Source organism: Cupriavidus sp. OTU4054 (genome assembly GCF_038440175.1).
GTDB classification, from domain to species: domain Bacteria; phylum Pseudomonadota; class Gammaproteobacteria; order Burkholderiales; family Burkholderiaceae; genus Cupriavidus; species Cupriavidus pauculus_D.
In genome coordinates this window covers 1-23,686 of the sequence record NZ_JASATF010000044.1, presented here as the reverse complement: position 1 = coordinate 23,686, position 23,686 = coordinate 1, and the positions used below count along the sequence as shown (strand labels likewise).

22 protein-coding genes are annotated in these 23,686 nt (G+C 67.0%); 5 read left to right on the top strand and 17 right to left on the bottom strand.

Going from position 1 to position 23,686, the window contains the following annotated elements; translation table 11 throughout:
* Positions 1–16: 16 nt before the first annotated feature.
* The gene (locus AAHB16_RS30900) at positions 17–742 is read right to left on the bottom strand and encodes a (Fe-S)-binding protein (protein WP_342052778.1); all 726 of its coding nucleotides are present in this window, start codon (positions 740–742) and stop codon (positions 17–19) included.
* A 197-nt stretch (positions 743–939) separates the two neighbouring features.
* Between AAHB16_RS30900 and AAHB16_RS30895 the strand changes: the two genes are divergently transcribed.
* The 4 genes from AAHB16_RS30895 (at position 940) to AAHB16_RS30880 (ending at position 5,317) form a co-directional block, all read left to right on the top strand.
* Positions 940–1,776 (top strand): IclR family transcriptional regulator, encoded by an 837-nt coding sequence (locus AAHB16_RS30895; protein WP_150371421.1) that lies wholly within the window; start codon positions 940–942, stop codon positions 1,774–1,776.
* Positions 1,777–1,797: 21 nt separating this feature from the next.
* Positions 1,798–3,210: an FAD-binding oxidoreductase gene (locus AAHB16_RS30890; RefSeq protein WP_342052777.1), complete on the top strand. Its 1,413-nt coding sequence runs from the start codon at positions 1,798–1,800 to the stop codon at positions 3,208–3,210.
* 146 nt (positions 3,211–3,356) lie between these two features.
* Positions 3,357–3,662, top strand: coding sequence for a DUF485 domain-containing protein (locus AAHB16_RS30885; protein ID WP_150371413.1), 306 nt, complete (start codon positions 3,357–3,359; stop codon positions 3,660–3,662).
* Complete coding sequence (locus AAHB16_RS30880) at positions 3,659–5,317, top strand: cation acetate symporter (RefSeq protein ID WP_150371412.1); 1,659 nt, start codon at positions 3,659–3,661, stop codon at positions 5,315–5,317. Before AAHB16_RS30885 ends, AAHB16_RS30880 begins: the two co-directional genes overlap by 4 nt.
* A 3-nt stretch (positions 5,318–5,320) precedes the next feature.
* On the opposite strand, the gene AAHB16_RS30875 is transcribed toward AAHB16_RS30880, so the two are convergent.
* The 5 genes from AAHB16_RS30875 to AAHB16_RS30855 all read right to left on the bottom strand — a co-directional run bounded on the left by AAHB16_RS30875 (position 5,321) and on the right by AAHB16_RS30855 (position 10,079).
* Complete coding sequence (locus AAHB16_RS30875; protein WP_191002188.1) at positions 5,321–5,929, bottom strand: GNAT family N-acetyltransferase; 609 nt, start codon at positions 5,927–5,929, stop codon at positions 5,321–5,323.
* A gap of 75 nt (positions 5,930–6,004) precedes the next feature.
* Complete coding sequence (gene pbpG, locus AAHB16_RS30870) at positions 6,005–7,201, bottom strand: D-alanyl-D-alanine endopeptidase (RefSeq protein ID WP_150371410.1); 1,197 nt, start codon at positions 7,199–7,201, stop codon at positions 6,005–6,007.
* 225 nt (positions 7,202–7,426) lie between these two features.
* On the bottom strand, positions 7,427–8,146 hold the full coding sequence (locus tag AAHB16_RS30865; protein ID WP_150371409.1) for a nitroreductase: 720 nt from the start codon (positions 8,144–8,146) through the stop codon (positions 7,427–7,429).
* Between the two features lie 32 nt (positions 8,147–8,178).
* Positions 8,179–9,042 carry a DMT family transporter gene (locus AAHB16_RS30860; RefSeq protein ID WP_342052785.1) on the bottom strand — a complete coding sequence of 288 codons (864 nt, stop codon included), beginning with the start codon at positions 9,040–9,042 and terminating at the stop codon, positions 8,179–8,181.
* 74 nt (positions 9,043–9,116) lie between these two features.
* Entirely contained in the window at positions 9,117–10,079 is a 963-nt protein-coding gene (locus AAHB16_RS30855; protein ID WP_342052776.1) for a histone deacetylase family protein, read from the bottom strand.
* A gap of 443 nt (positions 10,080–10,522) precedes the next feature.
* Between AAHB16_RS30855 and phaP1 the strand changes: the two genes are divergently transcribed.
* A complete protein-coding gene (phaP1, locus tag AAHB16_RS30850; protein WP_150371406.1) occupies positions 10,523–11,104 on the top strand; it encodes a TIGR01841 family phasin PhaP1 in 582 nt (193 codons plus the stop codon).
* 187 nt (positions 11,105–11,291) lie between these two features.
* Here the strand turns inward: phaP1 and hpxZ are convergent, their stop codons facing one another.
* The 11 genes from hpxZ to AAHB16_RS30795 form a co-directional block, all read right to left on the bottom strand.
* A complete protein-coding gene (gene hpxZ, locus AAHB16_RS30845; RefSeq protein ID WP_150371405.1) occupies positions 11,292–11,675 on the bottom strand; it encodes an oxalurate catabolism protein HpxZ in 384 nt (127 codons plus the stop codon).
* Positions 11,676–11,699: 24 nt separating this feature from the next.
* Positions 11,700–12,383: a cysteine hydrolase family protein gene (locus AAHB16_RS30840; RefSeq protein ID WP_411859810.1), complete on the bottom strand. Its 684-nt coding sequence runs from the start codon at positions 12,381–12,383 to the stop codon at positions 11,700–11,702.
* Between the two features lie 20 nt (positions 12,384–12,403).
* Positions 12,404–13,990, bottom strand: a complete 1,587-nt coding sequence (locus tag AAHB16_RS30835) for an ABC transporter ATP-binding protein (RefSeq protein ID WP_342052775.1) — start codon at positions 13,988–13,990, stop codon at positions 12,404–12,406.
* A gap of 2 nt (positions 13,991–13,992) precedes the next feature.
* The gene (gene biuH / locus AAHB16_RS30830) at positions 13,993–14,685 is read right to left on the bottom strand and encodes a biuret amidohydrolase (protein WP_150371403.1); all 693 of its coding nucleotides are present in this window, start codon (positions 14,683–14,685) and stop codon (positions 13,993–13,995) included.
* Between the two features lie 41 nt (positions 14,686–14,726).
* Complete coding sequence (locus AAHB16_RS30825; RefSeq protein ID WP_150371402.1) at positions 14,727–15,653, bottom strand: ABC transporter permease; 927 nt, start codon at positions 15,651–15,653, stop codon at positions 14,727–14,729.
* On the bottom strand, positions 15,646–16,800 hold the full coding sequence (locus tag AAHB16_RS30820; RefSeq protein ID WP_150371401.1) for an ABC transporter permease: 1,155 nt from the start codon (positions 16,798–16,800) through the stop codon (positions 15,646–15,648). Before AAHB16_RS30820 ends, AAHB16_RS30825 begins: the two co-directional genes overlap by 8 nt.
* 30 nt (positions 16,801–16,830) lie before the next feature.
* The gene (locus AAHB16_RS30815; protein WP_150371400.1) at positions 16,831–17,928 is read right to left on the bottom strand and encodes a BMP family ABC transporter substrate-binding protein; all 1,098 of its coding nucleotides are present in this window, start codon (positions 17,926–17,928) and stop codon (positions 16,831–16,833) included.
* 37 nt (positions 17,929–17,965) lie between these two features.
* A complete protein-coding gene (gene atzF / locus AAHB16_RS30810; protein ID WP_342052774.1) occupies positions 17,966–19,828 on the bottom strand; it encodes an allophanate hydrolase in 1,863 nt (620 codons plus the stop codon).
* Between the two features lie 265 nt (positions 19,829–20,093).
* Positions 20,094–21,884, bottom strand: a complete 1,791-nt coding sequence (gene lpdA / locus AAHB16_RS30805; protein WP_342052773.1) for a dihydrolipoyl dehydrogenase — start codon at positions 21,882–21,884, stop codon at positions 20,094–20,096.
* Between the two features lie 36 nt (positions 21,885–21,920).
* Positions 21,921–22,529 carry an MFS transporter gene (locus AAHB16_RS30800; protein WP_150371398.1) on the bottom strand — a complete coding sequence of 203 codons (609 nt, stop codon included), beginning with the start codon at positions 22,527–22,529 and terminating at the stop codon, positions 21,921–21,923.
* 89 nt (positions 22,530–22,618) lie between these two features.
* A partial coding sequence (locus tag AAHB16_RS30795) for a dihydrolipoyllysine-residue acetyltransferase (protein WP_342052772.1) occupies positions 22,619–23,686 on the bottom strand: 1,068 nt, incomplete at its 5' end.

The following is a 23,686-nucleotide window of genomic DNA, read 5'->3' as shown; positions in this document are numbered from 1 at the left end:
CTCGTCTCGTATGTCGTTATGCGTCGCCGGCCAGCACCTGCGCGATATGGAGCACGCGCGTGCGGTCGTCGCCGGACCGGCGCAGGCGGCCCTCGATATTGAGCATGCAGCCGAGGTCGCCCAGTACCACGGCGTCGGCGCCGCTCGCCTTGATGTTCGCACACTTCTCGTCGACGATCGCCGTCGAGATGTTGCCGTACTTGACCGAGAACGTGCCGCCAAACCCGCAGCATGCCTCGCAGTTGTTCATTTCGGTCAGCGTCACGCCGGGCAACTGGCCCAGCAGCGCGCGCGGCTGCTGCTTGACGCCGAGCTCGCGCAGGCCCGAGCACGAGTCGTGATAGGTCACGTGTCCCGTGAAGCCCGAATCGAGCGTCCGCACCTTTGCCACATTGACGAGGAAGTCGGTCAGCTCGAACACGCGTTCGCGCAGCCGCTCGTAGCGGCCATGCAGTTCGGGATCGTCGCGCAGCAGGTCGTGATAGTGATGGCGGATCATGCCACCGCACGAGCCCGACGGGACCACGACGTAGTCGAACATCTCGAACTCGCGCAGGAATTTCTCGGCCAGATCGCGCGAGACCGCCCGCTCGCCCGAGTTGTAGGCCGGCTGGCCGCAGCACGTCTGCGCCTCCGGCACCATGACGTCGTAGCCGGCGTTTTCCAGCAGCTTGAGCACGGAGAACCCAATCTCCGGCCGCATGAGGTCCACCAGGCAGGTGGCAAACAGCCCGACTCGCATCGTTTTCCTTTTATCCAGACCCGAAACCCCGCAATTATGCCGCGCGCCCGGCGCCGCGCGGCTCAACTTATTCAGCCCGAGGCCCAATCCTGCTCATCTGTACACACTGCACCGACATTTCACCTATTGAAATTTTCACGATGCGAGATAGAATCAGGCAACCGCTTAAAAAATTGCCGCAGGGCAACATTTCACTCATGGCAGAAACAGAGAAGTCGCCGGGCAAGACATCGATCCAGGTCATCGAACGCATGATGACGCTGCTCGATGCCCTCGCCCAGCATGCCGATCCGGTCAGCCTGAAGGAGTTGTCGCTGGCGACCGGCCTGCATCCCTCGACCGCGCACCGCATTCTCAACGACATGGTCGCGTGCCGTTTCGTGGACCGGTCGGATCCGGGCAGCTATCGCCTGGGCATGCGGTTGCTCGAGCTCGGCAACCTCGTCAAGGCGCGCCTTTCGGTGCGCGATGCGGCGCTGGCGCCCATGCGCGCGCTGCACCGCGTCACGGGGCAGACCGTGAACCTGTCCGTGCGGCAGGGCGACGAGATCGTCTATATCGAGCGCGCGTACAGCGAGCGCTCGGGCATGCAGGTCGTGCGCGCGATCGGCGGCCGCGCGCCGCTGCACCTGACGTCGGTCGGCAAGCTGTTTCTGGCCGCGGACGAGGCGGTGCGCGTGCGCAGCTATGCCACGCGCACAGGACTCGCCGGCCATACGCGCACATCCATTACCGATCTGACCAAGCTCGAGCGCGAGCTCAACTGGGTTCGCACGAACGGTTATGCGCGCGACAACGAGGAGCTCGAACTCGGCGTGCGTTGCATCGCCGCGGGCATCTACGACGATTCGCGGCGCCTCGTTGCGGGCCTGTCGCTGTCGGCGCCGGCGGACCGGCTGCAGGACAGCTGGCTGCAGAACCTCAAGGACACCGCGCTGCAGATCTCGCGCGGCATGGGCTACGCGACCGATGCCACGGCCGCCGGCCACGGCAGCCAGTTGTCGCATCACGGCTCGCACGGCGCGGCCGCATAGCCACCGAACGCACACCTTCTCATGTCCAGTTCCGATTTTCCCGCCCGGCTGACGGAAGCGCTCGGCCCCGATACGGTTTTCACCGCCCCTGACGATATCGCCCCGTGGCTCGCCGACTGGCGCGGCATCTATCGTGGACACGCGCAGGCCGTGGTGCGGCCGCGTACCGTCGATGACGTGTCGCGCGCGCTCGCGCTGTGCCAGCAGGCCGGCGTACCCGTGGTGCCGCGCGGCGGCAATACGGGCCTGTGCGGTGGCGCCACGCCCGATGCGCAGCCCGTCAACGTGGTGCTGAGCCTCGACCGCATGAACGCCGTGCGCTCGCTCGACACGATTGCCAACACGATGGTCGCCGAAGCGGGCTGCATTCTCGGCAACCTGCGCCGCACCGCCGCGGAAGCGAACCGTCTGCTGCCGCTGTCGCTCGCGGCCGAGGACTCCTGCCAGATCGGCGGCAACCTGTCGACGAACGCCGGTGGCGTGAACGTCGTCCGCTATGGCATGACGCGCGAGCTCGTGCTCGGCGTGGAAGCGGTGCTACCCAATGGCGAGGTGTTCAATGGCCTGCGCACGCTGCGCAAGGACAACACGGGCTACGACCTCAAGCAGTTGCTGATCGGCGCGGAAGGCACGCTCGGCGTGATCACGGCCGCGTCGCTGCGGCTGTTCCCGCGCACCGATACGCGCTGCGTGGTGCTCGCCGCGGTGGAATCGCCGAAGCAGGCGCTGGAGTTGTTCGAGCTGCTGTTCGAGCGCTGCGGCGCGCGCGTGCAGGCCTACGAGTTCTTCACGAGCGCGTGCCTGGACCTCGTGCTCGCGCATGCCGAGGGCGTGCAGGAACCGTTCGCGCAGCGGTATCCGTCGTATGTGCTGATGGAGCTCGCCGACAGCACCGACGAGGCCGCGCTCAACGCGCTGCTCGAGCAGGTCATCGGCGATGCGCTGGAGCGCGAACTCTGCCTCGACGCCGTGGTATCGGCCTCCCTCGCGCAACTGCATGCGCTGTGGAAGCTGCGCGAGGAAATCTCGGAAGCGCAGCGCGCGGACGGTCCGCATCTCAAGCACGATATCTCGCTGCCGATCGAGCATATCCCGGCGTTCATGGCATCGATGGAAGCACGCCTGCGCGCGCGCAGCGCGGATATCCGGCCCTTTATCTTCGGCCATTTCGGCGACGGCAATCTGCACTACAACCTCTCCCGCCCGGCCGGCGCGCCGCGCGAATGGGCCGCGCAGGATGGCGAAGCCTTCACCGACGAAGTGCTCGACGAGGTGGTGCGCTACGGCGGCAGCATCAGCGCGGAGCACGGCATCGGCCAGCTGAAGCGCCATGCGTTCCTGCATACGAAGGACCCGCTGGAACTGCGCCTGATGCGCGAGATCAAGCGTGTCTTCGATCCCGCCGGCATCATGAACCCCGGCAAGCTGCTCTGATATCGCACGCTTCTGTCGCATCTCCACCGGCCTTCGCGTTTACCCCTGCATCGCGCCCTGCCCCGTGTAAGAACCGGGTAAGGGCCGCGCATTACCTTGTCACCATTCCGTGCGCACACGGTGACAAAGATCATGCAGGAGACACCATGCAGCAAGATGTGATGGAAAGGCTGAAGGCCAGCCGGCAGTATCGGGAGTTGATCAGGCGTCGTGGCCGGCTGAGCTGGATGCTCACGGCCGTGATGCTCGTGGTGTACTACGGATACGTGCTGCTGATCGCATTCGACAAGGAAGTCCTCGCCGCGCGCGTGGGCAGCGGCGTGATGACATGGGGCATGCCGATCGGCCTGTTCGTCATCGTCTTCACCGTCGTGATCACCGGGTTGTACGTGCGTCACGCCAACAGCGTGTATGACGACCTGACCGACAAGATCAAGCAGGAGGTCGCATGAACGCCCGCCTCGTTGCGGCCGCGCTCGCGGCCATGATTGCCTCGGCTGGCGCCCTCGCGGCGGGCGGAGACCTCGGTCAGGCGGTGAAGCAGCCCACGAACTGGACCGCCATCGGCATGTTCGTGGTGTTCGTCATCGGCACGCTGTTCATCACCAAGTGGGCCGCCAAGAAAACCAAATCGGCCGCCGCGTTCTACACGGGCGGCGGTATCTCCGGCTTCCAGAACGGCCTCGCGATCGCGGGCGACTTCATGTCCGCGGCCTCGTTCCTCGGCATTTCCGCCGCGGTCTACACGAGCGGTTATGACGGGCTGATCTATTCCATCGGCTTCCTCGTGGGCTGGCCCATCATCACGTTCCTGATGGCCGAGCGGCTGCGCAATCTCGGCCGCTTCACGTTCGCCGACGTGGCCGCGTATCGCTTCAAGCAGGGTCCGATCCGCGCGTTCGCGGCGTCGGGCACGCTCGTCGTGGTGGCGTTCTACCTCATCGCGCAGATGGTCGGCGCGGGACAGCTCATCAAGCTGCTGTTCGGCCTCGAGTACTGGATCGCCGTCGTCATCGTCGGCGTGCTGATGATGGTGTACGTGCTGTTCGGCGGCATGACGGCCACGACGTGGGTGCAGATCATCAAGGCCTGCCTGCTGCTCGGCGGCGCGTCGTTCATGGCGTTCATGGTGCTCGCGCAATACCACTTCAGCCCCGAGCAGTTGTTCGCCAAGGCCGTGGAGGTCCACGCGAAGAAAGAATCGATCATGAGCCCGGGTAACTTCATCAAGGATCCGATCTCGGCCATCTCGTTCGGCATCGCGCTGATGTTCGGTACCGCGGGCCTGCCCCACATCCTGATGCGCTTCTTCACCGTGCCCAACGCGAAGGAAGCGCGCAAGTCGGTGTTCTGGGCCACGACGTGGATCGGCTACTTCTACATCCTCACGTTCATCATCGGCTTTGGCGCGATCGTGCTCGTGGGGACCAATGCGAGCTTCCAGGACGGCAGCGGCAAGCTCCTGGGCGGCGTGAACATGGCGGCCGTGCATCTGGCCAGCGCGGTGGGCGGCAACGTGTTCCTCGGCTTTATCTCGGCCGTGGCCTTCGCGACGATCCTCGCGGTGGTGGCGGGCCTGACGCTGGCCGGCGCCACGGCCGTCTCGCATGACCTCTATGCGACGGTCTTCAAGCACGGCCAGGCATCGAGCGCGATGGAGCTGCGCGTATCGAAGCTCACGACCATCGTGCTAGGTTTCGTCGCCGTGGTGCTCGGCATCGTGTTCGAGAAGCAGAACATCGCGTTCATGGTCTCGCTCGCGTTCGCCGTGGCGGCCTCGGCCAACTTCCCGGTGCTGTTCATGTCGGTGCTGTGGCGCGGCTGCACCACGCGCGGCGCGATGATCGGCGGCTTCCTCGGCCTGCTGTCGGCCGTGATCCTCACCGTGCTGTCGCAGGCCGTGTGGGTGGACGTGTTCCACTTCAAGAGCGCGCCCTTCCCCTACACGTCGCCGGCGCTGTTCTCGATGACCATCGGCTTCGCGGGGATCTGGCTGTTCTCGGTCACCGACAAGTCGCGCCGCGCGGCCGTGGACAAGGCGGGCTTCGAAGCGCAGGAACTGCGTTCGGAAACGGGCATCGGCGCGGGCGAAGCCACCGCGCACTGAACGTCAACGCGCCGTCCGCAGCATCGGAAACAGCGGCGGCGCGCCTCCCACACGAATCGTGGCCAGCGCCTCGAAACCGTGGCGGCCGTAGAAATCCAGATTGCGCGGATTGGACGACCATAGCCACGCGGGCAGATGCGCCGCGTCGCAGGCCTGCAGGCCCTCCGCGAGCAGGCGGCCGCCAAGGCCCCGGTCCCGGAATGCGGGATCGATCCCGATCGACGACAGATACCAGTGCGGACCGGTGGGCCGCGTCTCGTAGACGCGGCCGATCAGTTCGCCGAGGACCTTCCGCAGCGGCGCCTCCACGGTCTGGCGCACCACGTCGTCGATGGCGGCATCGTCATCCTCCGCGCCTGGGGGCAGCCACAACGCCGTGCCCGCGCTGCGCCCATCGACCGCGATCGTCCGCGCGCCGCCCGCGCCCCGCGCATCGGCGACGAGCACGCGGAACAACGAGGCACTGCCGCGCAGATAGCCGTCCGGGCCGTCGTACATCCAGCGCATGAACGGATCGGTATCGAAAGCGAGCACGAGCGACGCCGCGGCGCGTTCGATATCGTGCGGTGCGTCGCCCACGCTGGCGACAGTCGCGTTGTTCGAGGCTTCCATGCAAACGTCCATCCATAAAAAAACGCGCCGCGGGCTGCCGCCCGGGCGCGTTTTCAAGTTGGCTGCGGCAAAAGGTCAGATGCCGCGTGCCTGCTGCGAGACCAGGACCGCATGCGGATGGCTAGGGCCCTGCGTAAGGTTTGGGGAGTTCGGGAACGCGTGCGGCTGCTGCGCCGCCGGCGCGTGCTCGAGCCAGTCGCGCACGCGCGTGGCATCGGCAAAGCGCGAGAGCTTGCCCACCGAATCCAGGAACACCATCACCACGTTGCGGCCGTTGACGCGCGCCTGCATCACGAGGCACTGGCCGGCCTCCGAGATGAAGCCGGTCTTCTGCAGGCCGATTTCCCAGTTGCCGCCGCGTACGAGGCGGTTGGTACTGACGTAATGCTGCGTGCGGCCGAGCACGTTCACTTCATGCTCGGTCTGCGTCGAGAACTCGCGAATCGTCGGATTGCGATAGGCGGCGTTGACGAGGCGCGCCAGATCCATCGCGCTCGAGACGTTGCTGCTCGACAGGCCGCTCGAATCCACGAAGTGGCTGTCGTTCATGCCGAGTTCGCGCGCCTTGCGGTTCATCTGCGAGACGAATGCGGGCAGGCCACCGGGGTAGCTGCGGCCCAGCACCGACGCGGCGCGGTTCTCCGACGACATCAGCGCGAGCAGCAGCAGTTCCTGCCGCGTCAGCTGCGTGCCGAAGCGCAGGCGCGAGCTGCTGTGCTTCTCGAGGTCCTTGTCTTCCTCGCCAATCGTCAGCACCTCGTCCATCGGCAGGCGCGAGTCCATCACCACGAGCGCGGTCATCAGCTTCGTGATCGATGCGATCGGCAGCACGGCGGTCGGGTTCTTCTGAAACAGGACCTCGTTGGTGCTCTGGTCCATCACGAGCGCCACGGACGAACGCAGCGCGAGCGCGTCCTCGGTGTCGCGCAGACCCATCGCTTCACCGAGCGACGGCTTGGCCGGCACGAAGGCCGCGCGGACCGGCGCGGCGCGTTGCGCGACGACGGTTCGCTTGCCGTTCCGCAACACGATGGTCTTGCGCGACGGCGCCGCCGATTCCTTCGCGGCGGCAACCTTGGCAGAAGACTTAGTCGCTTTTACCGGCTTTTTCGCGGACTTACCCGACGATTGCGCAGATTTGGCATTTTTGGAAGTGGCCGCTTCGGCCACGGGAGCGGCGAGCACGGCCAGCGACACCAGCGCGGCCGTTGCAAGCGTATTCAGCCCAACCGGGCTGAAGAGGCGAAATAGGGAGAAATCGGTCCGGAACATTGTTCTGTGCGACGCGGCATCAGGAATGGCGCTAGTTTAGGAAATAAAGAAATTCTTAGCAAGATTAGAGACTTACAGAAGCTCGTTAAAGTTCGATTTCGCAGACATTCCGTATTACGGAAAAAGAAATCGATACATCACCTTCATGCCCTTCCACTGCCGCGCGGGCCGACCGCCATTCCTGTTTATCGGCCATGCGCGACACTTCCTGAGCCTCCGTTCGTGTCACGACAGGAAACGCGCGAACCCCTCGACCGGTTCACGTTCCGTGATCAATTGATTCTCCACCGCCTCGGGATTCGCGTAACCCAGCGCCATCCCGCACACCACCATCTCGTCCGCCGTCAAGCGCAGGTGGTCGCGGATGACGCTGTGGAACTGCGTGAAGGCCGCCTGCGGGCAGGTATCGAGCCCGCGCGCGCGGGCGGCCACCATGATGCTTTGCAGGAACATGCCGTAGTCGAGCCAGCTCCCCTGCTCCATGATCCGGTCGATCGTGAAGATCATCCCGACCGGCGCATCGAAAAACTGGAAATTGCGCGCGTGCTGCGCATGCATGCGCGCCTTGTCCTCCTTGCCGATCTGCAGCAGCCCGTACAGGTCCCAGCCCACCTTGCGGCGGCGCGCGAGATACGGGTTGACCCACTCGCGCGGATAGTAGGGATACTCCTCGTGATACTTGGCATCGCGTTCAGGATCGTCGTACGCGGCGAGCACGTCCGTGCAGAGCCGCACCTTCGCATCGCCGGCCAGTACGTACACGCGCCACGGCTGCGCGTTCGTGCCCGACGGCGCACGGCTGGCCACCGAGAGAATGTCCTCGATGGTCTCGCGCGGCACCGGCGTGTCCAGAAACGCGCGGATCGAGCGGCGCGTGACGATCGCGCGATCGACGATGGCCGCCTCGGCCGGGATGTCGGTAACTTCGCTGTCTGCGCTGGCCATGCTGTCGGGTCTCCTTGTGTCTAGAGTAGTCACTACGATCGCGGGCGGCGGATCACGAATGCCACGCCCAACGCCGCCACCGCCATGCCCGCGGCCGCCACGGGCGAGAACCGCTCGCCGAACAGCAGCCACGCCATGACCGCCGTGGTCGGCGGCGTGAGGTACATGAGGCTCGAGACGCGCATCGCGGCCCCGCGCCGGATCAGCAGGAACAGCAGCGAGATCGCGCCGAGCGACAGCGCCACGATCGACCACGCTAGCGCCCCGGCGAGCGCGAGGTTCCAGTGCACCTCGCGTGTCTCAAACGCGAACATGAACGGCAGGCAGGCAACGGCCGAGGCACCGAACTGGATGACCGCGCCCATGCGCAGGTCGAACATCGGGCAGAAGTGCTTCTGGTACAGCGTGCCGGCCGTGATCGACGCGAGCGCGCCCACCGCCAGCGCGAGACTCGTCACCGACAGCCCGATCGTGCTGAGCTTGCTGGATACCACCAGTCCGACACCGACGAGGCCGAGGACCAGCCCGAGCCATTGCAGGAACCGTACCCGCTCGCCCATGCGCGTGGCGACCATCGCCGTGAGCACGGGCTGCATGCCGACGATCAGCGCGGACAGGCCCGCGGGCATGCCAAGCTTGATCGCCGCCCAGACTCCGCCGAGATAGCCGGCCTGCAGCAGCAGACCCGACACCGCGATATGGCCGATGCGGACCCCGTCGATCGCCCCGCGCGCCGTGCGCGGCAGCGGCACACGCGCGAGCACGACGAACGGCACCATCAGGACCAGCACGCCGGCAAAGCGCAGGAACAGGAACGTCATCGGCTCCGCATAGGGCAACCCGTACTTGGCGACGATAAAGCCCGTGCTCCATAGCACCACGAACAGCCAGGGCATGGCCGCGAGCCACAGGCGCTGGCCCGTGCCCGCCGCCTCCGGCACGCCGGCCACGGCGACGTTACCGCCCGCGCTCATGTCGCCACCCCGGTCGCCACCCCGGCCGACACCCCCACGCCAGCCCCCGTATGCCGTGCCCGCCATTGCGCATGGTGGCGCGCCGCGAGCGTCACCGTCTGCAGATGCACGGCAACCGTGTCCTCGATGCGGTTTCCATAGCCGCCGGCCATGGCCACGGCGATCGGCAGGCCGCGCGCGAGCGCCGCGTCGAAGACCAGCGTATCGCGCCGCGCCAGCCCCGCCAGGGTCAGCCTCAAGCGCCCGAGGCGGTCTCCCTCGTGCGGGTCCGCGCCGGCCAGGTAGATCAGCAGGTCCGGCGCGAAGCGCGCGAACAAGGTGTCGAGCGCGCCCTGCAGCGCCTGCGCGTAGGTCTCGTCGTCGCAGCCGTCGGGCAGGCCGACGTCGAGGTCGCTGGCTTCCTTGCGGAACGGATAGTTCTTCTCGCCGTGGAGCGAGAGCGTGAAGATCGACGGATCGTCGCGCAGGATCGACGCGGTGCCGTTGCCCTGATGCACGTCGAGGTCGATCACGGCCACGCGCCGCGCCAGGCCATCGCGCTGCAGCCGGCGCGCGGCGATGGCGGCATCGTTGAACACGCAGAAGCCGCCGCCCTTGTCGGCATAGGCATGGTGCGTGCCGCCGGCGAGGTTGACCGACACGCCCTCGGCGAACGCGCTCCGGCAGGCTTCGATGGTCGCGCCGGCCGAGCGGCGCGAGCGCTCCACCATTTCCATGGACCACGGAAAGCCGATTTCACGCTGGCGCGCGGGGTCCAGCTGGCCGGCCGACACATCGGCGATATAAGTCGCGTCATGGGCCAGGGCCAGCGCGTCGTCATCGGCGCGCGGCGCCTCCCGGAACACGATACCGGGCACTTCCGCGGCCACCGCGTCCCGCAACATGCTGTATTTGCGCATCGGAAACCGATGGCCGGGTGGAAGCGGAAGGACGAAGTGATCGGCGTAGAAGGCAAGCATAGGGCAGGCAAGTATAGGGCGCGATGTTAGCACCGCTGCCCTGCCCGCGCGGAAGCGGCCTCCGGGGCGCCTTCCGCGCCCGAAAATCCCGCGCCGCATCATTGGCCGCGCGGCTTTCTTGATAGGGACAAACCCTGATAGCGGGCCCCGGAGGTGGCGAGCCCTGCCCCTGTGGCGCCATTTGTGCCGGTTACTTTTGTGCGATGCACAAAAAGCGCTTGACTCCAATGAGACAAACCTTAGAATAGGAATTGTTGCGGCGCACCAATGGTAAACCCTCTAAAAATGATCGACGAACGATCATCGGGGGTCGGCGGTGCGACAGACGCAAAACGTACGCTCGGGCTGGCCTGGACCGCGGTTCATGGCTCTGACATCTGGGCGACCTACTTTCATTTTGCTAGACCTTGAAGTCCACCCACTTCATCCACTGGAGACCAGCAATGATCCTTACCCCGGAACAAGTTGCAGCAGCGCAAAAGGCCAACCTCGAGACCCTGTTCGGTCTGACCACCAAAGCCTTCGAAGGCGTTGAGAAGCTTGTTGAACTGAACCTGCAAGTGGTCAAGGCGACCTTCGCCGAGAACGTCGACAACGCCAAGAAGACCCTGACGGCCAAGGATGCGCAGGAAGTGCTGGCCATCCAGGCTTCGCTGATTCAGCCGGTCGCCGAGAAGACCCTCGCCTACACGCGTCACCTGTACGAAATCGCTTCGGAAACCCAGAGCGAGTTCACCAAGGTCGCCGAAGCGCAGCTGGCCGAAGGCTCGAAGAACGTGCAAGCGCTCGTCGACAACTTCGCCAAGAACGCACCGGCCGGTTCGGAATCGACCGTCGCAATCGTGAAGTCGGCCATCTCGGCGGCGAACAACGCCTACGAGTCGGTCCAGAAGGCCACCAAGCAAGCCGTGGAAATTGCTGAAAGCAACTTCCAGGTTGCCGCGACCGCCGCAAGCAAGGCTGCCCAGCAAGCCAGCGCATCGGCCCGCACCGCTGCCAAGAAGTCGGCTGCCGCTACCGTCTGATTGACGTAGCTGCCTGACCCGCGACCGGCTTCGGCCGGTCCGTTGGCAAAGCGCACCGCCGCACTGTGCGCTTTGCCAACGGGGATGTCACACATCCCGTACCCACGTCTCCTCGGTACCTCCAACGGTATCGTTGAAACCCGGCGCCCGATCTGGCGGCCGGGTTTTTTTTGTCTTTCTTATCCTTTCATTGTGGCGGCTCGATCAGGCTCACATGCGCCGCCACGATCTTCCATCCCGCCTCGAGTCTCGCCCACGTCTGCATCTGCCGCCCGAGCAGCGGCGTGGCATCGCTCGTGAACTCGGTGCTCACCGTGGCGTAGTCGTCGCCAAACGTCGTCACCACCGTACGATGGAGCCGCCGCGAACGCGGCACCGGTTCGCACGTTTCCCGCCATGCGCGAATTGCCGCGCCGCCGAGCTGGACTTCGGCGATGCCGTAGCGCACGGTCTCCGGCGTTTCCCAGAACAAGGCATTCATCGCGGCGATGTCGTTATCGACGAGCGCGCGCTCATAGGCTTCGAACGCGGCCGCGACTTGCGCGACCGCTTCGGGTCGATTGATTTCCATGGTCTTGGACATAAGAAGTGAGGATCAGGCGGCCGCGGCCAGCGCGGCCAGTGGCGCGGTCCAGCCGACGATGCCGCCCTGCGAACGGATCATCGCGAGCGTCGCATCGCGGAAGGCCGGGAAGTAGCTCGCGGTCGCATCCTCGACCAGCAGGCAGTCGTAGCCGCGATCGTTGGCCTCGCGCATCGAGGTCTGCACGCAGACTTCGGTGGTCACGCCGGCAAACACCAGATAGCGGATCTCGCGATCGCGCAGGGCCGCGTCGAGGTACGTCGCGTAGAACGCGCCCTTGCCCGGCTTGTCGATCACGAGCTCGCCCGCCACTGGCGCGACGGCATCGACGATCGCATTGCCGGGCTCGCCCCGGATCAGGATGCGGCCCATGGGGCCCGGGTCCCCGATCCGCATGCCCGGCGATCCGCGCAGGCGCTTGGCGGGCGGGCAATCGGCCAGATCGGGCGCATGGGACTCGCGCGTATGCACGACGAACCAGCCCGACGCGCGCGCATGCGCAAGCAGCGCCGCGGTCGTCGGGACGATGCCCGAGAGCAGCGTCACGTCGTTGCCGAGCGAGCTGCCGAAGCCGCCCGGCTCGATGAAATCGCGCTGCATGTCGATGACGACGAGCGCGGTATGGCGCGGGTCGAACGTGAATGGGGACGGTTGCGCGGCGGCAGTAAGCATGGTGGGCGACGTCGAGTCAGGCATGTCCGGAACGAGAAGACACTTCAGGCCGCGAGCGGCCGGTCGCGGTCGCCATGCTGGCCGGCCATATGCCGGCCGAGCACTTCACGGTCCGCGGTGCCGGCGGGAACTTCGAACACGATCTGCCCCTCCGCGATCACCGCGATGCGGTCCGCCAGCGCAAGCAGTTCATCGAGGTCTTCGCTGATCAGCAACACGGCCGCGCCCGCATCGCGCGCGGCAAGCAGCCGCGCATGAATATCGGCGACCGCCGCGAAATCGAGCCCGAACACGGGGTTCGCGACGATCAGCACATCGACGGGCTGACCCAGTTCGCGCGCGAGCACCGCGCGCTGCACGTTGCCGCCCGAGAGCGTACCGATCGGCCGGTCCGGCACCGGCGGCTTGACGTTGAACTCCGCGATACGCGCGCGGGCACGTTCGCGCGTGGCGCGGCGGTTGAAGCGCCAGCCGTGCTGGCGCAATGGCGCGCGATCGAAGTCGCGCAGGGCCAGGTTGTCGGCGATGCTCATGCCCGGCACGCACGCGTTGCGCAATGGCTCCTCGGGAATCGCGAACACGCGGCCCGCGCGCATCTGCTCGCGCGTGGCGTGATACGGCTGTCCGGCCACGCGCATTGCGCCCTGCCGCAGCGGCCGCTGCCCCGTGAGCGCCTCCACGAGTTCGCGCTGGCCATTGCCGGACACACCCGCGATCCCCAGGATCTCGCCGGCCCTGACCGCGAGCGCGAGATCGCGCACGGCCGCATGGCCGCGACCGTCGATCACGGTGGCATCGTCGATCTGCAACCGCACGGGCGCATCGGCGGCCACGGGCTTGCGCGCGGCGCGATCGCCGCCGTCGTGCGCGAGCGTGCGGCGATCGATCGCGGAGCCCTCGGTGCCCATCATCCAGGCGGCGAGCCGCGAAGGCAGATCCGTCTCCTCCTCCATCACCTTGCAGGTGCCGACCTGCCGGCCCTTGCGCAGCACGGTCACATCGTCCGCATAGGCCATCACCTCGCGGAACTTGTGCGTGATCATCAGCACCGTGAGCTCGCCACGCGAGGTCAGCGTGCGCATCAGGCCCAGTACCTCGTCCGCTTCCTGCGGCGTGAGCACCGAGGTCGGTTCGTCGAGGATCAGGAAGCGCTGCTCCAGATAGAGCTGCTTGAGAATTTCGAGCTTCTGTTTCTCTCCGGCCGCGAGCGCGGACACCGGCGCATCGAGCGGCAGGCGGAACGGCATGCGGCCCATGAAGTCGCGCAACGCGGCACGCTCGCGCGACCAGTCGATGCGCCATGGCAGCCGCCCGCGCGAGAGCAGCAGGTTCTCTTCGACCGACAACCCCTCCGCCAGCGTGAAATGCTGGTACACCATGCCGATGCGCAGGGCCTGCGCGTCGCGCGGCGAGGCAATGCGCACCTCGCGGTTGTCGGCGACGATCTGCCCCGCATCGAGCACGCCGTAGCCGACGAGCCCCTTGACCAGCGTGCTCTTGCCCGCGCCGTTCTCGCCGAGCAGCGCATGGATGGTGCCCGGCGCCACGCGGATCGACACGTCGTCGAGCGCCCGGAACGTGCCGAACGACTTCGACGCCCCTACCACCTCGAGCCCCAGCCCGCCCGCCATGATCACGCTCCCAGCGTCGCCAGCAGCGCGTGGGAGTCCGACACCGTGCCGAACACCCCGCCCTGCATCGTCACCATATGCAGCGCGGCCTCGTGATTGCCGCGATCGGTGGCGCCGCAGCAATCGGCGAGGATCGTGCATTCGAAGCCACGGTCGTTGGCCTCGCGCATCGTCGTATGCACGCACACATCGGTCGTGATGCCCGTGAGCACGAGGTTCTCGATACCGCGCGTGCGCAGGATCAGTTCGAGGTCCGTCGCGCAGAACGAGCCCTTGCCGGGCTTGTCGATCACGACCTCGCCCGGCAGCGGCGCGAGTTCGTCGATGATCTCCCAGCCTTTCTCGCCGCGCACGAGGATCTTGCCGCAGGGGCCGTCGTCGCCGATGCCCACGCCATCGATGCCGGCCTGGCGGCTGCGCCAGCGCTTGTTGGCGGGCAGGTCCGACAGGTCGGGCCGATGGCCTTCGCGCGTATGGATGATCGTGAAGCCCTGCGCGCGCATGGTGTCGAGCACGCGGCGAATCGGCTCGATGGGCGCGCGCGTCATCGACAGGTCGTAGCCCATGCGATCGACATAGCCGCCAAAACCGCAGAAGTCGGTCTGCATGTCGATGATGACGAGCGCCGTGTTCTCCGGACGCAGATCGCCGTTGTACGGCCACGGATAAGGTTTGGCTTCGATGGTGCGGGACATGGGTGGTGTTCTCCGTTGCAGAGCTTCCGCGCGTCAATGCGTCAGCGCGTCAGGCTCAGTTCGCCCGGGGCGCCGGCGAGCGCACGATCGGGACGGCAGTTGATGATCATGATGACGAGGGTCAGCACATAGGGCGCGGCATTGAACAGGTAATACCCGCTGGTCACGCCAATGGCCTGCAGTGCCGGACCGAGCGCGCCCGCGGCGCCGAACAGCAGCGCGGCCCACAGGCAGCGCAGCGGTTGCCAGCGCGCGAAGATCACGAGCGCCACGGCCATCAGGCCCTGCCCGCTCGACAGCCCTTCGTTCCAGCTGCCCGGGTAGACCAGCGACAGATACGCGCCGCCCACGCCCGCGAACGCGCCGCCGATCGCGGTGGCGGCCACGCGGATGCGCGTGAGCGGATAGCCCATCGCGCGCGCGGTCTCGGCGTGATCGCCGACCATGCGCAGCGTCAGGCCCCAGCGCGTCGCGCGCATGCCCCATTGCAGCACGAAGGCCAGCGCCACGCCGATGACGAACAGCACGTTGATGCGCAGCACCTGTTCCAGCTGCGGCATGTGGGTCCACTTGCCGAGTTCGAGCGACGGCAGCATCGGCGCCTGCGGCGCGATAAAGGGCTTGCCAATAAAGAATGCAAGGCCGGTGCCGAGCAGCATCAGCGCGATACCAAACGCGATATCGGACACGCGCGGCAGCGAGCAGACCAGCCCGTGCAGGCAGCCGAGCAGCAGCCCCACGCATGCGGCCGCGAGCACGCCGGTCCACGGCGACCCGGACAGATAGGCCACCGCGTAGCCACTCATCGCGCCCGACACGAGAATGCCTTCCAGGCCGAGGTTCACGCGGCCGCCCTTCTCGGTCAGGCACTCGCCAAGGCTCACGAACAGATACGGCGTGCTGACGCGAATGGCGCCGCTGACCAGCGACAGCACCAGCACGACCCATGGCGATTGCAGATCAGACATGACGGGTCTCCATCGAGGCGCCTTCGCTACCGGGCCGCGACGCCTGCATGCGTGCCTGCAGGCGCAGGCGCCATGCCGCGATGCGGCCGCCCAGGGCTTCCCATGCCAGCAGGTTGGCGAACAGCAGGCCCTGCAGCACGAGCGTGGTGGCATCGGGCAGATCGAGCCGGCGTTGCAGCAGGCTGCCGCTGCTCTCGATACCGCCGATCAGCAGCGCGCAAGCGACGATCGCGAGCGGATGCTGACGCGCCGCGAATGCGACCAGAATGCCGCCGTAGCCGTAGCCCGCCAGCAGCGCCGCGTTGGCGCTGCCCTGCACGGCCGCCACTTCGAACATGCCGGCAAGGCCGGCCGCGGCACCGCCGAGCACGCACGCGAGCAGCGCGAGCCGGCGCACCGGCAGGCCCACGATGCGCGCGGCGCGCGGATTGCCGCCGGCCACGCGCATGGCAAACCCCGCCGTGCCGTGACGCACGAGCACCCATGCCGCGACGCACGCGAGCACGCCCCAGAACAGGCCCCAGTGCACATCCATGCCGGGCAGCGTGCCGATCGTCGCGGCATCGGTCAGCGGCAGCGTCGACGGCTTGTTGAGACTGGCCGGGTCGCGCAGCGGCCCTTCCACCAGCTGCTTGAACACCGCGATGGCGATATACGACAGCAGCAGGCTGCCGATGGTCTCGTTGACGCCGCGCCAGTGGCGCAGCGCGCCCGCGAGGCCGATCCACGCGCCGCCCGTCACCATCGCAACGGCGCCCATCGCGGTCACCATCACGGGCCACGGCGTGCCGGCGGGCAGCCATTGCGGCAGCACGGCGGCGGCCAGGCCGCCGAGCGCCAGCGCGCCCTCGCCGCCGATCACGATCAGGCCGACCTGCGCGGGCAATGCCACGCACAGCGCGGTCAGCATCAGCGGCGCCGCGCGCATCAGCGTGTTCTGCCACGCGAACGACGTGCCGAAGGCGCCCTGATAGATCAGTGTCAACGCTTCCAGCGCGGGCGCGCCCTGCACGAGCAGGAACAGCGAGAACAGCAGCAGCGTGCCGATCAGCGCAAGCACGGTCGGCAATGCGGGCAGCACGCCGTTGAGCAGCGCGGAAAGTGTCGCCGCGCTATGCGACGTGCGTGGCGTGCCGGCATCAGGCATGTTGGCGCTCCTGCTTCATGACGTACCGCTTCAACCCTGCCCCACCACGCCGGCGACGAGGTAGTTCATGCTCTCCAGCACGTAGTCGGTCTGCGCGAGGCTGGTGCCGGCCGGAATCGCCACGCCCCCCTTGTTGTCCTTCAGCGGTCCCTTGAAGATCGCGAACTGGCCGGCCATCATCTTGCTCTTGACCGCATCGGCCGCCTGCTTCGCGGCCGGCGTCACCTTCGCGCCGTACGGCGACGGCTTGACGTAGCCCTCGCGCAGGCCGCCGCGCAGCACGTTGGGCGGCACCTTGCCGGCCTGCACGTCGGCGGTCAGGGACTTGTACGGCGTGGCCCAGTCCCACTCGGCGCCGGTCAGGTAACCCTTCGGCGCGAGCGCGGCCTGGCTTGCGTGATAGCCGCAGCTCATCGCGCCACGCTTCTCGGCGGTTTCGATCACGACCTTGGGCCCATCGACATGGCACGTGAGCACGTCGCAGCCCTGATCGATCAGGCCGTTGGCCGCCTCGGCCTCCTTGACGGGCATCGACCAGTCACCCGTGAAGATCACGTGGGTCGTGATGGACGGGTCCACCGACTGCGCGCCGAGCGTGAACGCGTTGATATTGCGCAGCACCTGCGGAATCGGCTTGGCGGCGACGAAGCCGAGCTTCTTGCTCTTGCTCATATGGCCCGCGACCACGCCATCGAGGTACTGGCACTCGTCGATGTAGCCGAAGTAGCTCGAGATGTTCGCGGGATTGCCCGCCTTCCAGAGGCCGCCGCAATGGGCGAAGCGCACCTTCGGATATTTGGCCGCAACCTTGAGCACGTGCGGATCGAAGTAACCGAACGACGTCGCGAAGATCAGCGTGGCGCCATCCTGCTGGATCATCGCCTCCATGGTCTTCTGCGCCGCGATGGTCTCCGGCACGTTCTCTTCTTCCACGACCTTCACATTGGGCAGCTTTTTCAGGATCGCCGTGGCGGCGGCCTGCGCCTGGTTGTAGCCGAAGTCGTTGCGGGCACCGACGTAGAGCACGCCGATGGTCAGTTTTTCGGCGGCCAGCAGCGTCTGCAGGGGCAGCGCGGAACCGAGGGTCAGCAGGCTGGCTTGCTTGAGGAAGTCGCGGCGATGGGTCATGGTTGGATCTCTGGCAGTGGATGGGCTTACGTTTCGATCAGAGGCTGGACAGGTAGGCGCGCCAGCCGCCAAAGGCGGTGATATCGCGGGCGCCGGCACCTTCGGCCAGCGCGTGGGGCTCGCAGATAAAGCCCTTCACGTGGCTGCCGTCCTCGAGTTCGAGGTTGCCGATGCCCAGCGGCGCGGGAATATCGGCGACGAACTTGCCGAACGTGCGCAGCGGCAACTCCCAGACCTCGACCTCGATGGCGGCACCCGGGTGTGCGTGATCGGCGTCGGCCACGCGCGCGAGGCCCGGCTTCGGCGGCGTGGTCCCGGCGAGCGCATAGAGCCGGTACCGCGGCGCGGTGCGCGTGCTCGCGCGCAGCGTCGCGCCCGCTTCACGCAACTGCCAGTTCAGCGGCTGGCCGCGCAGATGTGCGCCGACCACGGCCACCGCGACGGTGGGCTCGGCAAACGGCAGCGGCAGATCCGCGATGACGGCGCCGGCATCGGCACCATCGGCCGGCGCCGCGAACAGCGCCGCGATGCGCGCGCCCAGCACGGCGATCCGCTGATCCGCCCCCGCGGGGCCAATCAGCGTGATGCCGGCCGGCAGCCCATCGGCCCGGCGCACACCCGGCACGGCAATCGCGCACAGGTCGAGCAGATTGACGAAGTTCGTATAGCGCCCGAGCTGGCTGTTCACGCCGATCGGGTCGTCGCGCAACGCGGCAATCGTCGGATGCGTGGGCGCGGTCGGTACCACGAGCACGTCGATCGACGCGAACATCGCCTCGGCCTCGCGGCGCAGATCGGCCATGCGGTACTGCGCCTCGAACGCATCGGTCGCGCTGTAACGGTCGGCCTTGCCGATCACGGCGGCCACGGTCGGATCGAGCGCGTCGTGGTGCGTATCGAAGAATGTGCCCAGTGCCGCGCGGCGCTCGGCGACCCATGGGCCGTCATAGAGCAGCAGCGCCGCTTCCTGCAGCGGCGCGAACGGCACGGTGGACGGCGCGATCTGCAAGGACTCGCGCACGGCGTCCATGGTCTGCGCGAAGGCCTGCGCGGCCAGTGCGTCGCCATCGAAACCCTCCGCGCGCGCGGCGATATCGGGCACCGCCATGCGCAGCGGCCCGCGCGGCAGTCCCAGCGCGGGGATTTCGCGCGCATAGCCATCGCGCGCATCGAACACGGCAATCTGCGCCAGCACGCGCCACGCGTCGGCCACGTCGTGCGCGAAGATGGACAGCGTGTCGAGCGAACGGCAGGCCGGCACCACGCCGCGCTTGCTCACCAGGCCGAGCGTCGGCTTCAGGCCGACGAGATGGTTGAAGCCGGCCGGAATGCGACCCGAACCGGCCGTATCGGTGCCGAGCGAGAACGCGACGCACCCCGCCGCCACGGCCACCGCCGAGCCGGAGCTGGAGCCGCCCGACACGCGATCGGGCTGGTCGATCTGCCGCACCGCCCCGTACGGCGAGCGCGTGCCCACGAGCCCCGTCGCAAACTGGTCGAGGTTGGTCTTGCCGATCAGGATGGCGCCGGCCGCGAGCAACTGCTCGACGGCGAAGGCCGTTTCCGTGGGAACGTAGGCAAAGGCCGGGCACGCGGCCGTGGTCGGCAGGCCCGCGACATCGACGTTATCCTTGACCGCGAACGGCACGCCGAACAGCGGCATGGCCGCCAGCAGCGCCGCGCCTTCGCTGGCCAGCCGCGCTTCGAGCTCGCCGGCGCGCGCATGCAGCGCTTCGGCATCGACGCGATGGATCCAGGCCTCGGGGCGGTCGCTGGCCTCGATGCGCGCGAGCACATCGTCCACGCATTGCGTGGGAGTCAGCGAACCGTTTGCGTATTGCGCCAGCAGGGTAGCGATCGCGGGAAGGCGGGATGACGGCATGTTTGCTTTGCGTTCCATCTTGTATCCAAGTTTGAACGCAAATAAAGCAACCCGCGTGCCAAAGCACGTCGCCGGCGTTTAACGACCGGAAATCTTTCGTCGAATCAGGGAGTTAGATCGAACCGGACACGGGATTGCGCGTCAGGGAGGGCGCACGGTGACGGCACCCCACGGCACAACAACGGCGCAAGAACGGTGCGAGACACCGTTCCACGCCCCATGATGAGGCGTGACATGCGAGCCGGCAGTGCATGCGCACGGTGCCGGCCCGCACGGCTCGGGTTTACTTCTTCCGCGGCGGCGGGACGTCCGTGCAGACGCCTTCGTAGATCTCGGCAGCCATGCCGATCGACTCGCCCAGCGTCGGGTGCGGATGGATCGTCTTGCCGATATCCACGGCATCGGCGCCCATCTCGATCGCGAGGCAGACCTCGCTGATCAGGTCGCCCGCATGCGTGCCGACGATGCCGCCACCGATGATGCGATGCGTCTCTTCGTCGAAGATCAGCTTGGTGAAGCCTTCGTCGCGGCCATTGGCGATCGCGCGGCCCGAGGCGGCCCACGGGAACACGCCCTTGCCGTACTTGATACCCTGCGCCTTGCACTGCTCCTCGGTCAGGCCGGCCCAGGCCACTTCCGGATCGGTGTAGGCCACCGACGGAATCTGCTTGACGTCGAAGTACGCCTTCTCGCCATGCGCGGCCTCGGCGGCCACGTGCGCTTCGTGCACGGCCTTGTGCGCAAGCATCGGCTGGCCGACGATATCGCCGATCGCGAAGATATGCGGCACATTCGTGCGCATCTGCTTGTCGACCTCGATAAAGCCGCGATCGGTCACGGCAACGCCGGCGCGCTCGGCGCCGATCTTCTTGCCGTTGGGCGTACGGCCCACGGAGACCAGCACGAAGTCGTAGCGCTGCGGCTCGGCCGGCGCGGCCTCGCCCTCGAACTTCACGTAGATGCCATCAGGCTTCGCTTCCACGCCGACGGTCTTCGTCTTGAGCATCACGTTGTCGAAGCGATGCTTGTTCATCTTGTCCCAGACCTTCACGAGGTCACGGTCCGCGCCCTGCATCAGGCCGTCGAGCATTTCCACGACGTCGATGCGCGCGCCCAGCGTGCTGTACACCGTGGCCATTTCCAGCCCGATGATGCCGCCGCCGATCACGAGCATCTTGCCCGGGATGCTCGGCAGCTCGAGCGCGCCCGTCGAATCGACGATACGCGGATCTTTCGGGATAAACGGCAGCATCACGGCCTGGCTGCCGGCCGCGATGATGGCCTGCTTGAACTGGATGACGGTCTTCTTGCCGCTCGTGGCCTGGCCTTCGCCCTCGGTTTCCTGCACTTCCAGATGGTGCGGATCGAGGAACGTGCCGAGGCCGCGCACGACCTGTACCTTGCGCATCTTGGCCATGCCCGCGAGGCCGCCGGTCAGCTTGCCGACCACGGACTCCTTGTAGCCGCGCAGCTTGTCCAGGTCGATCTTCACGTCGCCGAACGACACGCCATGGGAAGCGAGCGCCTTTGCCTCGTCGATGATCGCCGCGTTGTGCAGCAGCGCCTTCGACGGAATGCAGCCCACGTTCAGGCACACGCCGCCGAGCGTCTTGTAGCGCTCGACGATCACGGTGTTCATGCCGAGGTCCGCCGCGCGGAACGCGGCCGAATAGCCGCCGGGGCCCGCGCCCAGCACGAGCATGTCGCACTGGATGTCGGCGCCGCCCGTGTGCGTCGCGGCAGCCGGAGCCGCTGCGGGTGCTGCCGCGGGTGCGGGTGCCGGGGCGGCCGCAGGTGCCGGGGCGGGAGCGGCCGGTGCCGGCGCCGCGGCGCCCGCGGCGGCCTCCACCGTGCAGATCACGGTTCCCTTGGCCACCTTGTCGCCCACCTTCACGCGGACCTCGACCACCTTGCCGGCGGACGACGACGGCACGTCCATGCTGGCCTTGTCGGACTCGAGGACGATGAGCGACTGCTCCTCTTCCACCGTATCGCCGGCCTTGACCAGGACTTCAATGACTTCCACCGCGTCGAAATCGCCGATATCCGGCACCTTGACTTCGGTCACACTCATGCTTTGCTCCTCAAATGCGCGCCGCCCCCGCGGGGTTCAGGCCGCGCCTCCATTTTGGGTTGTCGGGGTTGCCGGATCCTGCAGAGAGACGACATGCACGTCGATGGGTCCCGCCGAACTCTTGTCGAACTCCACCCCCGCGTCCACGCCCACGCGCGCGATATCGCCGGCACCGAAGTCCGGCCGATCGTAGACCGCATGCATCGCGCCGAGCGCATAGTTGCGCCCCGAACCAATGCCCCAGAAGCGGTCGAACGAAAACACCTCGCGATACGAATAGACGCCGAAGATGCCGTGCGGATTGGCGATCAGGCAAACGATCTGCGACGACTCGTAGGGGTCGTCATCGTCTTCCTTGGTGTTGATGAAGTACTCGGACTTGAGCTTCTCGTGCACCTTGAGAAACGTGCGGAAGACATCGTCGCGCGAACCGAGCCGGCACTCCTCGCCCATGCCCAGCAGCAGGCTGCGCATGACCGGAAAGTGCGCGGTCGTCCCGGCCAGCGCGACAAAGCTCTCGCCCACCGGAAAGACCTTCTGGTTGCGTTCGTAGGCGCGCGAGAGCCGCGTGTCGCCGAACGTCACCAGCGCGTCGGCCGCGATTGCCACTTCGGCACCCTTCCTGACAACGACACATGTAGTCATGGCTGGCCTCTGGAATCGGGTGTCTGCGGGAGAGCGGCGAGGCCGGGGCGGGCACGTTGACGCCGTACCCGCCCTGCCTCAGATCACGCTCAGAGAATGATGCGGCGGAAGTCCGCCAGCAGCTGGCCGATGTACGCGTTGAAGCGCGCCGCATCGGCACCGTCGATGACGCGATGGTCGTACGACAGCGACAGCGGCAGCATCAGACGCGGCACGAACTGCTTGCCGTCCCAGACCGGCTTCATGGCCGACTTGCTCGCCCCCATGATCGCCACTTCCGGCGCATTGATGATCGGCGTGAAGTGCGTGCCGCCAATGCCGCCGAGCGACGAGATGGAGAAGCAACCGCCCTGCATCTGGTCCGGCTTGAGCTTGCCGTCGCGGGCCGCCTTGGCCAGCTCGCCCATCTCCTTGCTGATCTCGAGCACGCCCTTCTTGTCGGCATCCTTGAGCACCGGCACGACGAGCCCGTTCGGCGTATCGGCCGCGAAGCCGATATTGAAATACTTCTTGAAGACGAGGTTGTCGCCGTCCAGCGATGCATTGAAGTTCGGGAACTTCTTCAGCGCCGCGACCGTGGCCTTGATCAGGAACGCGAGCATCGTGACCTTGACGCCGGCCTTCTCGTTTTCCTTGTTCAGCAGCACGCGGAAGGCTTCCAGCTCGGTGATATCGGCCTCGTCGTTGTTCGTGACGTGGGGGATCATCACCCAGTTGCGGTGCAGGTTGGCACCGGAAATCTTCTTGATGCGCGACAGCGGCTTGCTTTCGAACTCGCCAAAGCGGCTGAAGTCCACCTTCGGCCACGGCAGCAGGTTCAGTTCGCCACCGCCGCCGCCGGCGGCAGCGCCAGCGGCCGCGGCAGGCGCCGCGGTCTGGCCGCTCATCACGCCCTTGACGAAGTTCTGCACGTCTTCCTGGGTGATGCGGCCCTTCGGACCGGTACCCGGCACGCGCGAGACATCCACGCCGAGTTCGCGCGCGAAGCGGCGCACCGACGGGCTCGCGTGCGCGGCCTTGCCGGTCACGCCCTGCGCGGGCGCGGCGGCCGGCGCGGGAGCCGGAGCCGCTGCAGGGGCCGGCGCGGCGGCAGCCGGGGCCGGGGGCGCCCCGGGGGGGGCCGGGGCGGCGGGCCCGGCGGGCGGGGCCCGCCCCGC

What these genes read in the sequence shown, in the direction of transcription:
- AAHB16_RS30875 (WP_191002188.1), bottom strand. Translation starts at nt 5,929, where the DNA reads ATGGAAGCCTCGAACAACGCGACTGTCGCCAGCGTGGGCGACGCACCG.
- AAHB16_RS30890 (WP_342052777.1), top strand. Translation starts at nt 1,798, where the DNA reads ATGTCCAGTTCCGATTTTCCCGCCCGGCTGACGGAAGCGCTCGGCCCC.
- atzF (WP_342052774.1), bottom strand. Translation starts at nt 19,828, where the DNA reads ATGGAACGCAAAGCAAACATGCCGTCATCCCGCCTTCCCGCGATCGCT.
- AAHB16_RS30860 (WP_342052785.1), bottom strand. Translation starts at nt 9,042, where the DNA reads ATGCCCTGGCTGTTCGTGGTGCTATGGAGCACGGGCTTTATCGTCGCC.
- AAHB16_RS30855 (WP_342052776.1), bottom strand. Translation starts at nt 10,079, where the DNA reads ATGCTTGCCTTCTACGCCGATCACTTCGTCCTTCCGCTTCCACCCGGC.
- phaP1 (WP_150371406.1), top strand. Translation starts at nt 10,523, where the DNA reads ATGATCCTTACCCCGGAACAAGTTGCAGCAGCGCAAAAGGCCAACCTC.
- AAHB16_RS30840 (WP_411859810.1), bottom strand. Translation starts at nt 12,383, where the DNA reads ATGCCTGACTCGACGTCGCCCACCATGCTTACTGCCGCCGCGCAACCG.
- AAHB16_RS30880 (WP_150371412.1), top strand. Translation starts at nt 3,659, where the DNA reads ATGAACGCCCGCCTCGTTGCGGCCGCGCTCGCGGCCATGATTGCCTCG.
- lpdA (WP_342052773.1), bottom strand. Translation starts at nt 21,884, where the DNA reads ATGAGTGTGACCGAAGTCAAGGTGCCGGATATCGGCGATTTCGACGCG.
- AAHB16_RS30825 (WP_150371402.1), bottom strand. Translation starts at nt 15,653, where the DNA reads ATGTCTGATCTGCAATCGCCATGGGTCGTGCTGGTGCTGTCGCTGGTC.
- AAHB16_RS30865 (WP_150371409.1), bottom strand. Translation starts at nt 8,146, where the DNA reads ATGGCCAGCGCAGACAGCGAAGTTACCGACATCCCGGCCGAGGCGGCC.
- AAHB16_RS30885 (WP_150371413.1), top strand. Translation starts at nt 3,357, where the DNA reads ATGCAGCAAGATGTGATGGAAAGGCTGAAGGCCAGCCGGCAGTATCGG.
- pbpG (WP_150371410.1), bottom strand. Translation starts at nt 7,201, where the DNA reads ATGTTCCGGACCGATTTCTCCCTATTTCGCCTCTTCAGCCCGGTTGGG.
- AAHB16_RS30835 (WP_342052775.1), bottom strand. Translation starts at nt 13,990, where the DNA reads ATGGCGGGCGGGCTGGGGCTCGAGGTGGTAGGGGCGTCGAAGTCGTTC.
- AAHB16_RS30815 (WP_150371400.1), bottom strand. Translation starts at nt 17,928, where the DNA reads ATGACCCATCGCCGCGACTTCCTCAAGCAAGCCAGCCTGCTGACCCTC.
- AAHB16_RS30900 (WP_342052778.1), bottom strand. Translation starts at nt 742, where the DNA reads ATGCGAGTCGGGCTGTTTGCCACCTGCCTGGTGGACCTCATGCGGCCG.
- AAHB16_RS30820 (WP_150371401.1), bottom strand. Translation starts at nt 16,800, where the DNA reads ATGCCTGATGCCGGCACGCCACGCACGTCGCATAGCGCGGCGACACTT.
- biuH (WP_150371403.1), bottom strand. Translation starts at nt 14,685, where the DNA reads ATGTCCCGCACCATCGAAGCCAAACCTTATCCGTGGCCGTACAACGGC.
- AAHB16_RS30895 (WP_150371421.1), top strand. Translation starts at nt 940, where the DNA reads ATGGCAGAAACAGAGAAGTCGCCGGGCAAGACATCGATCCAGGTCATC.
- AAHB16_RS30800 (WP_150371398.1), bottom strand. Translation starts at nt 22,529, where the DNA reads ATGACTACATGTGTCGTTGTCAGGAAGGGTGCCGAAGTGGCAATCGCG.
- hpxZ (WP_150371405.1), bottom strand. Translation starts at nt 11,675, where the DNA reads ATGGAAATCAATCGACCCGAAGCGGTCGCGCAAGTCGCGGCCGCGTTC.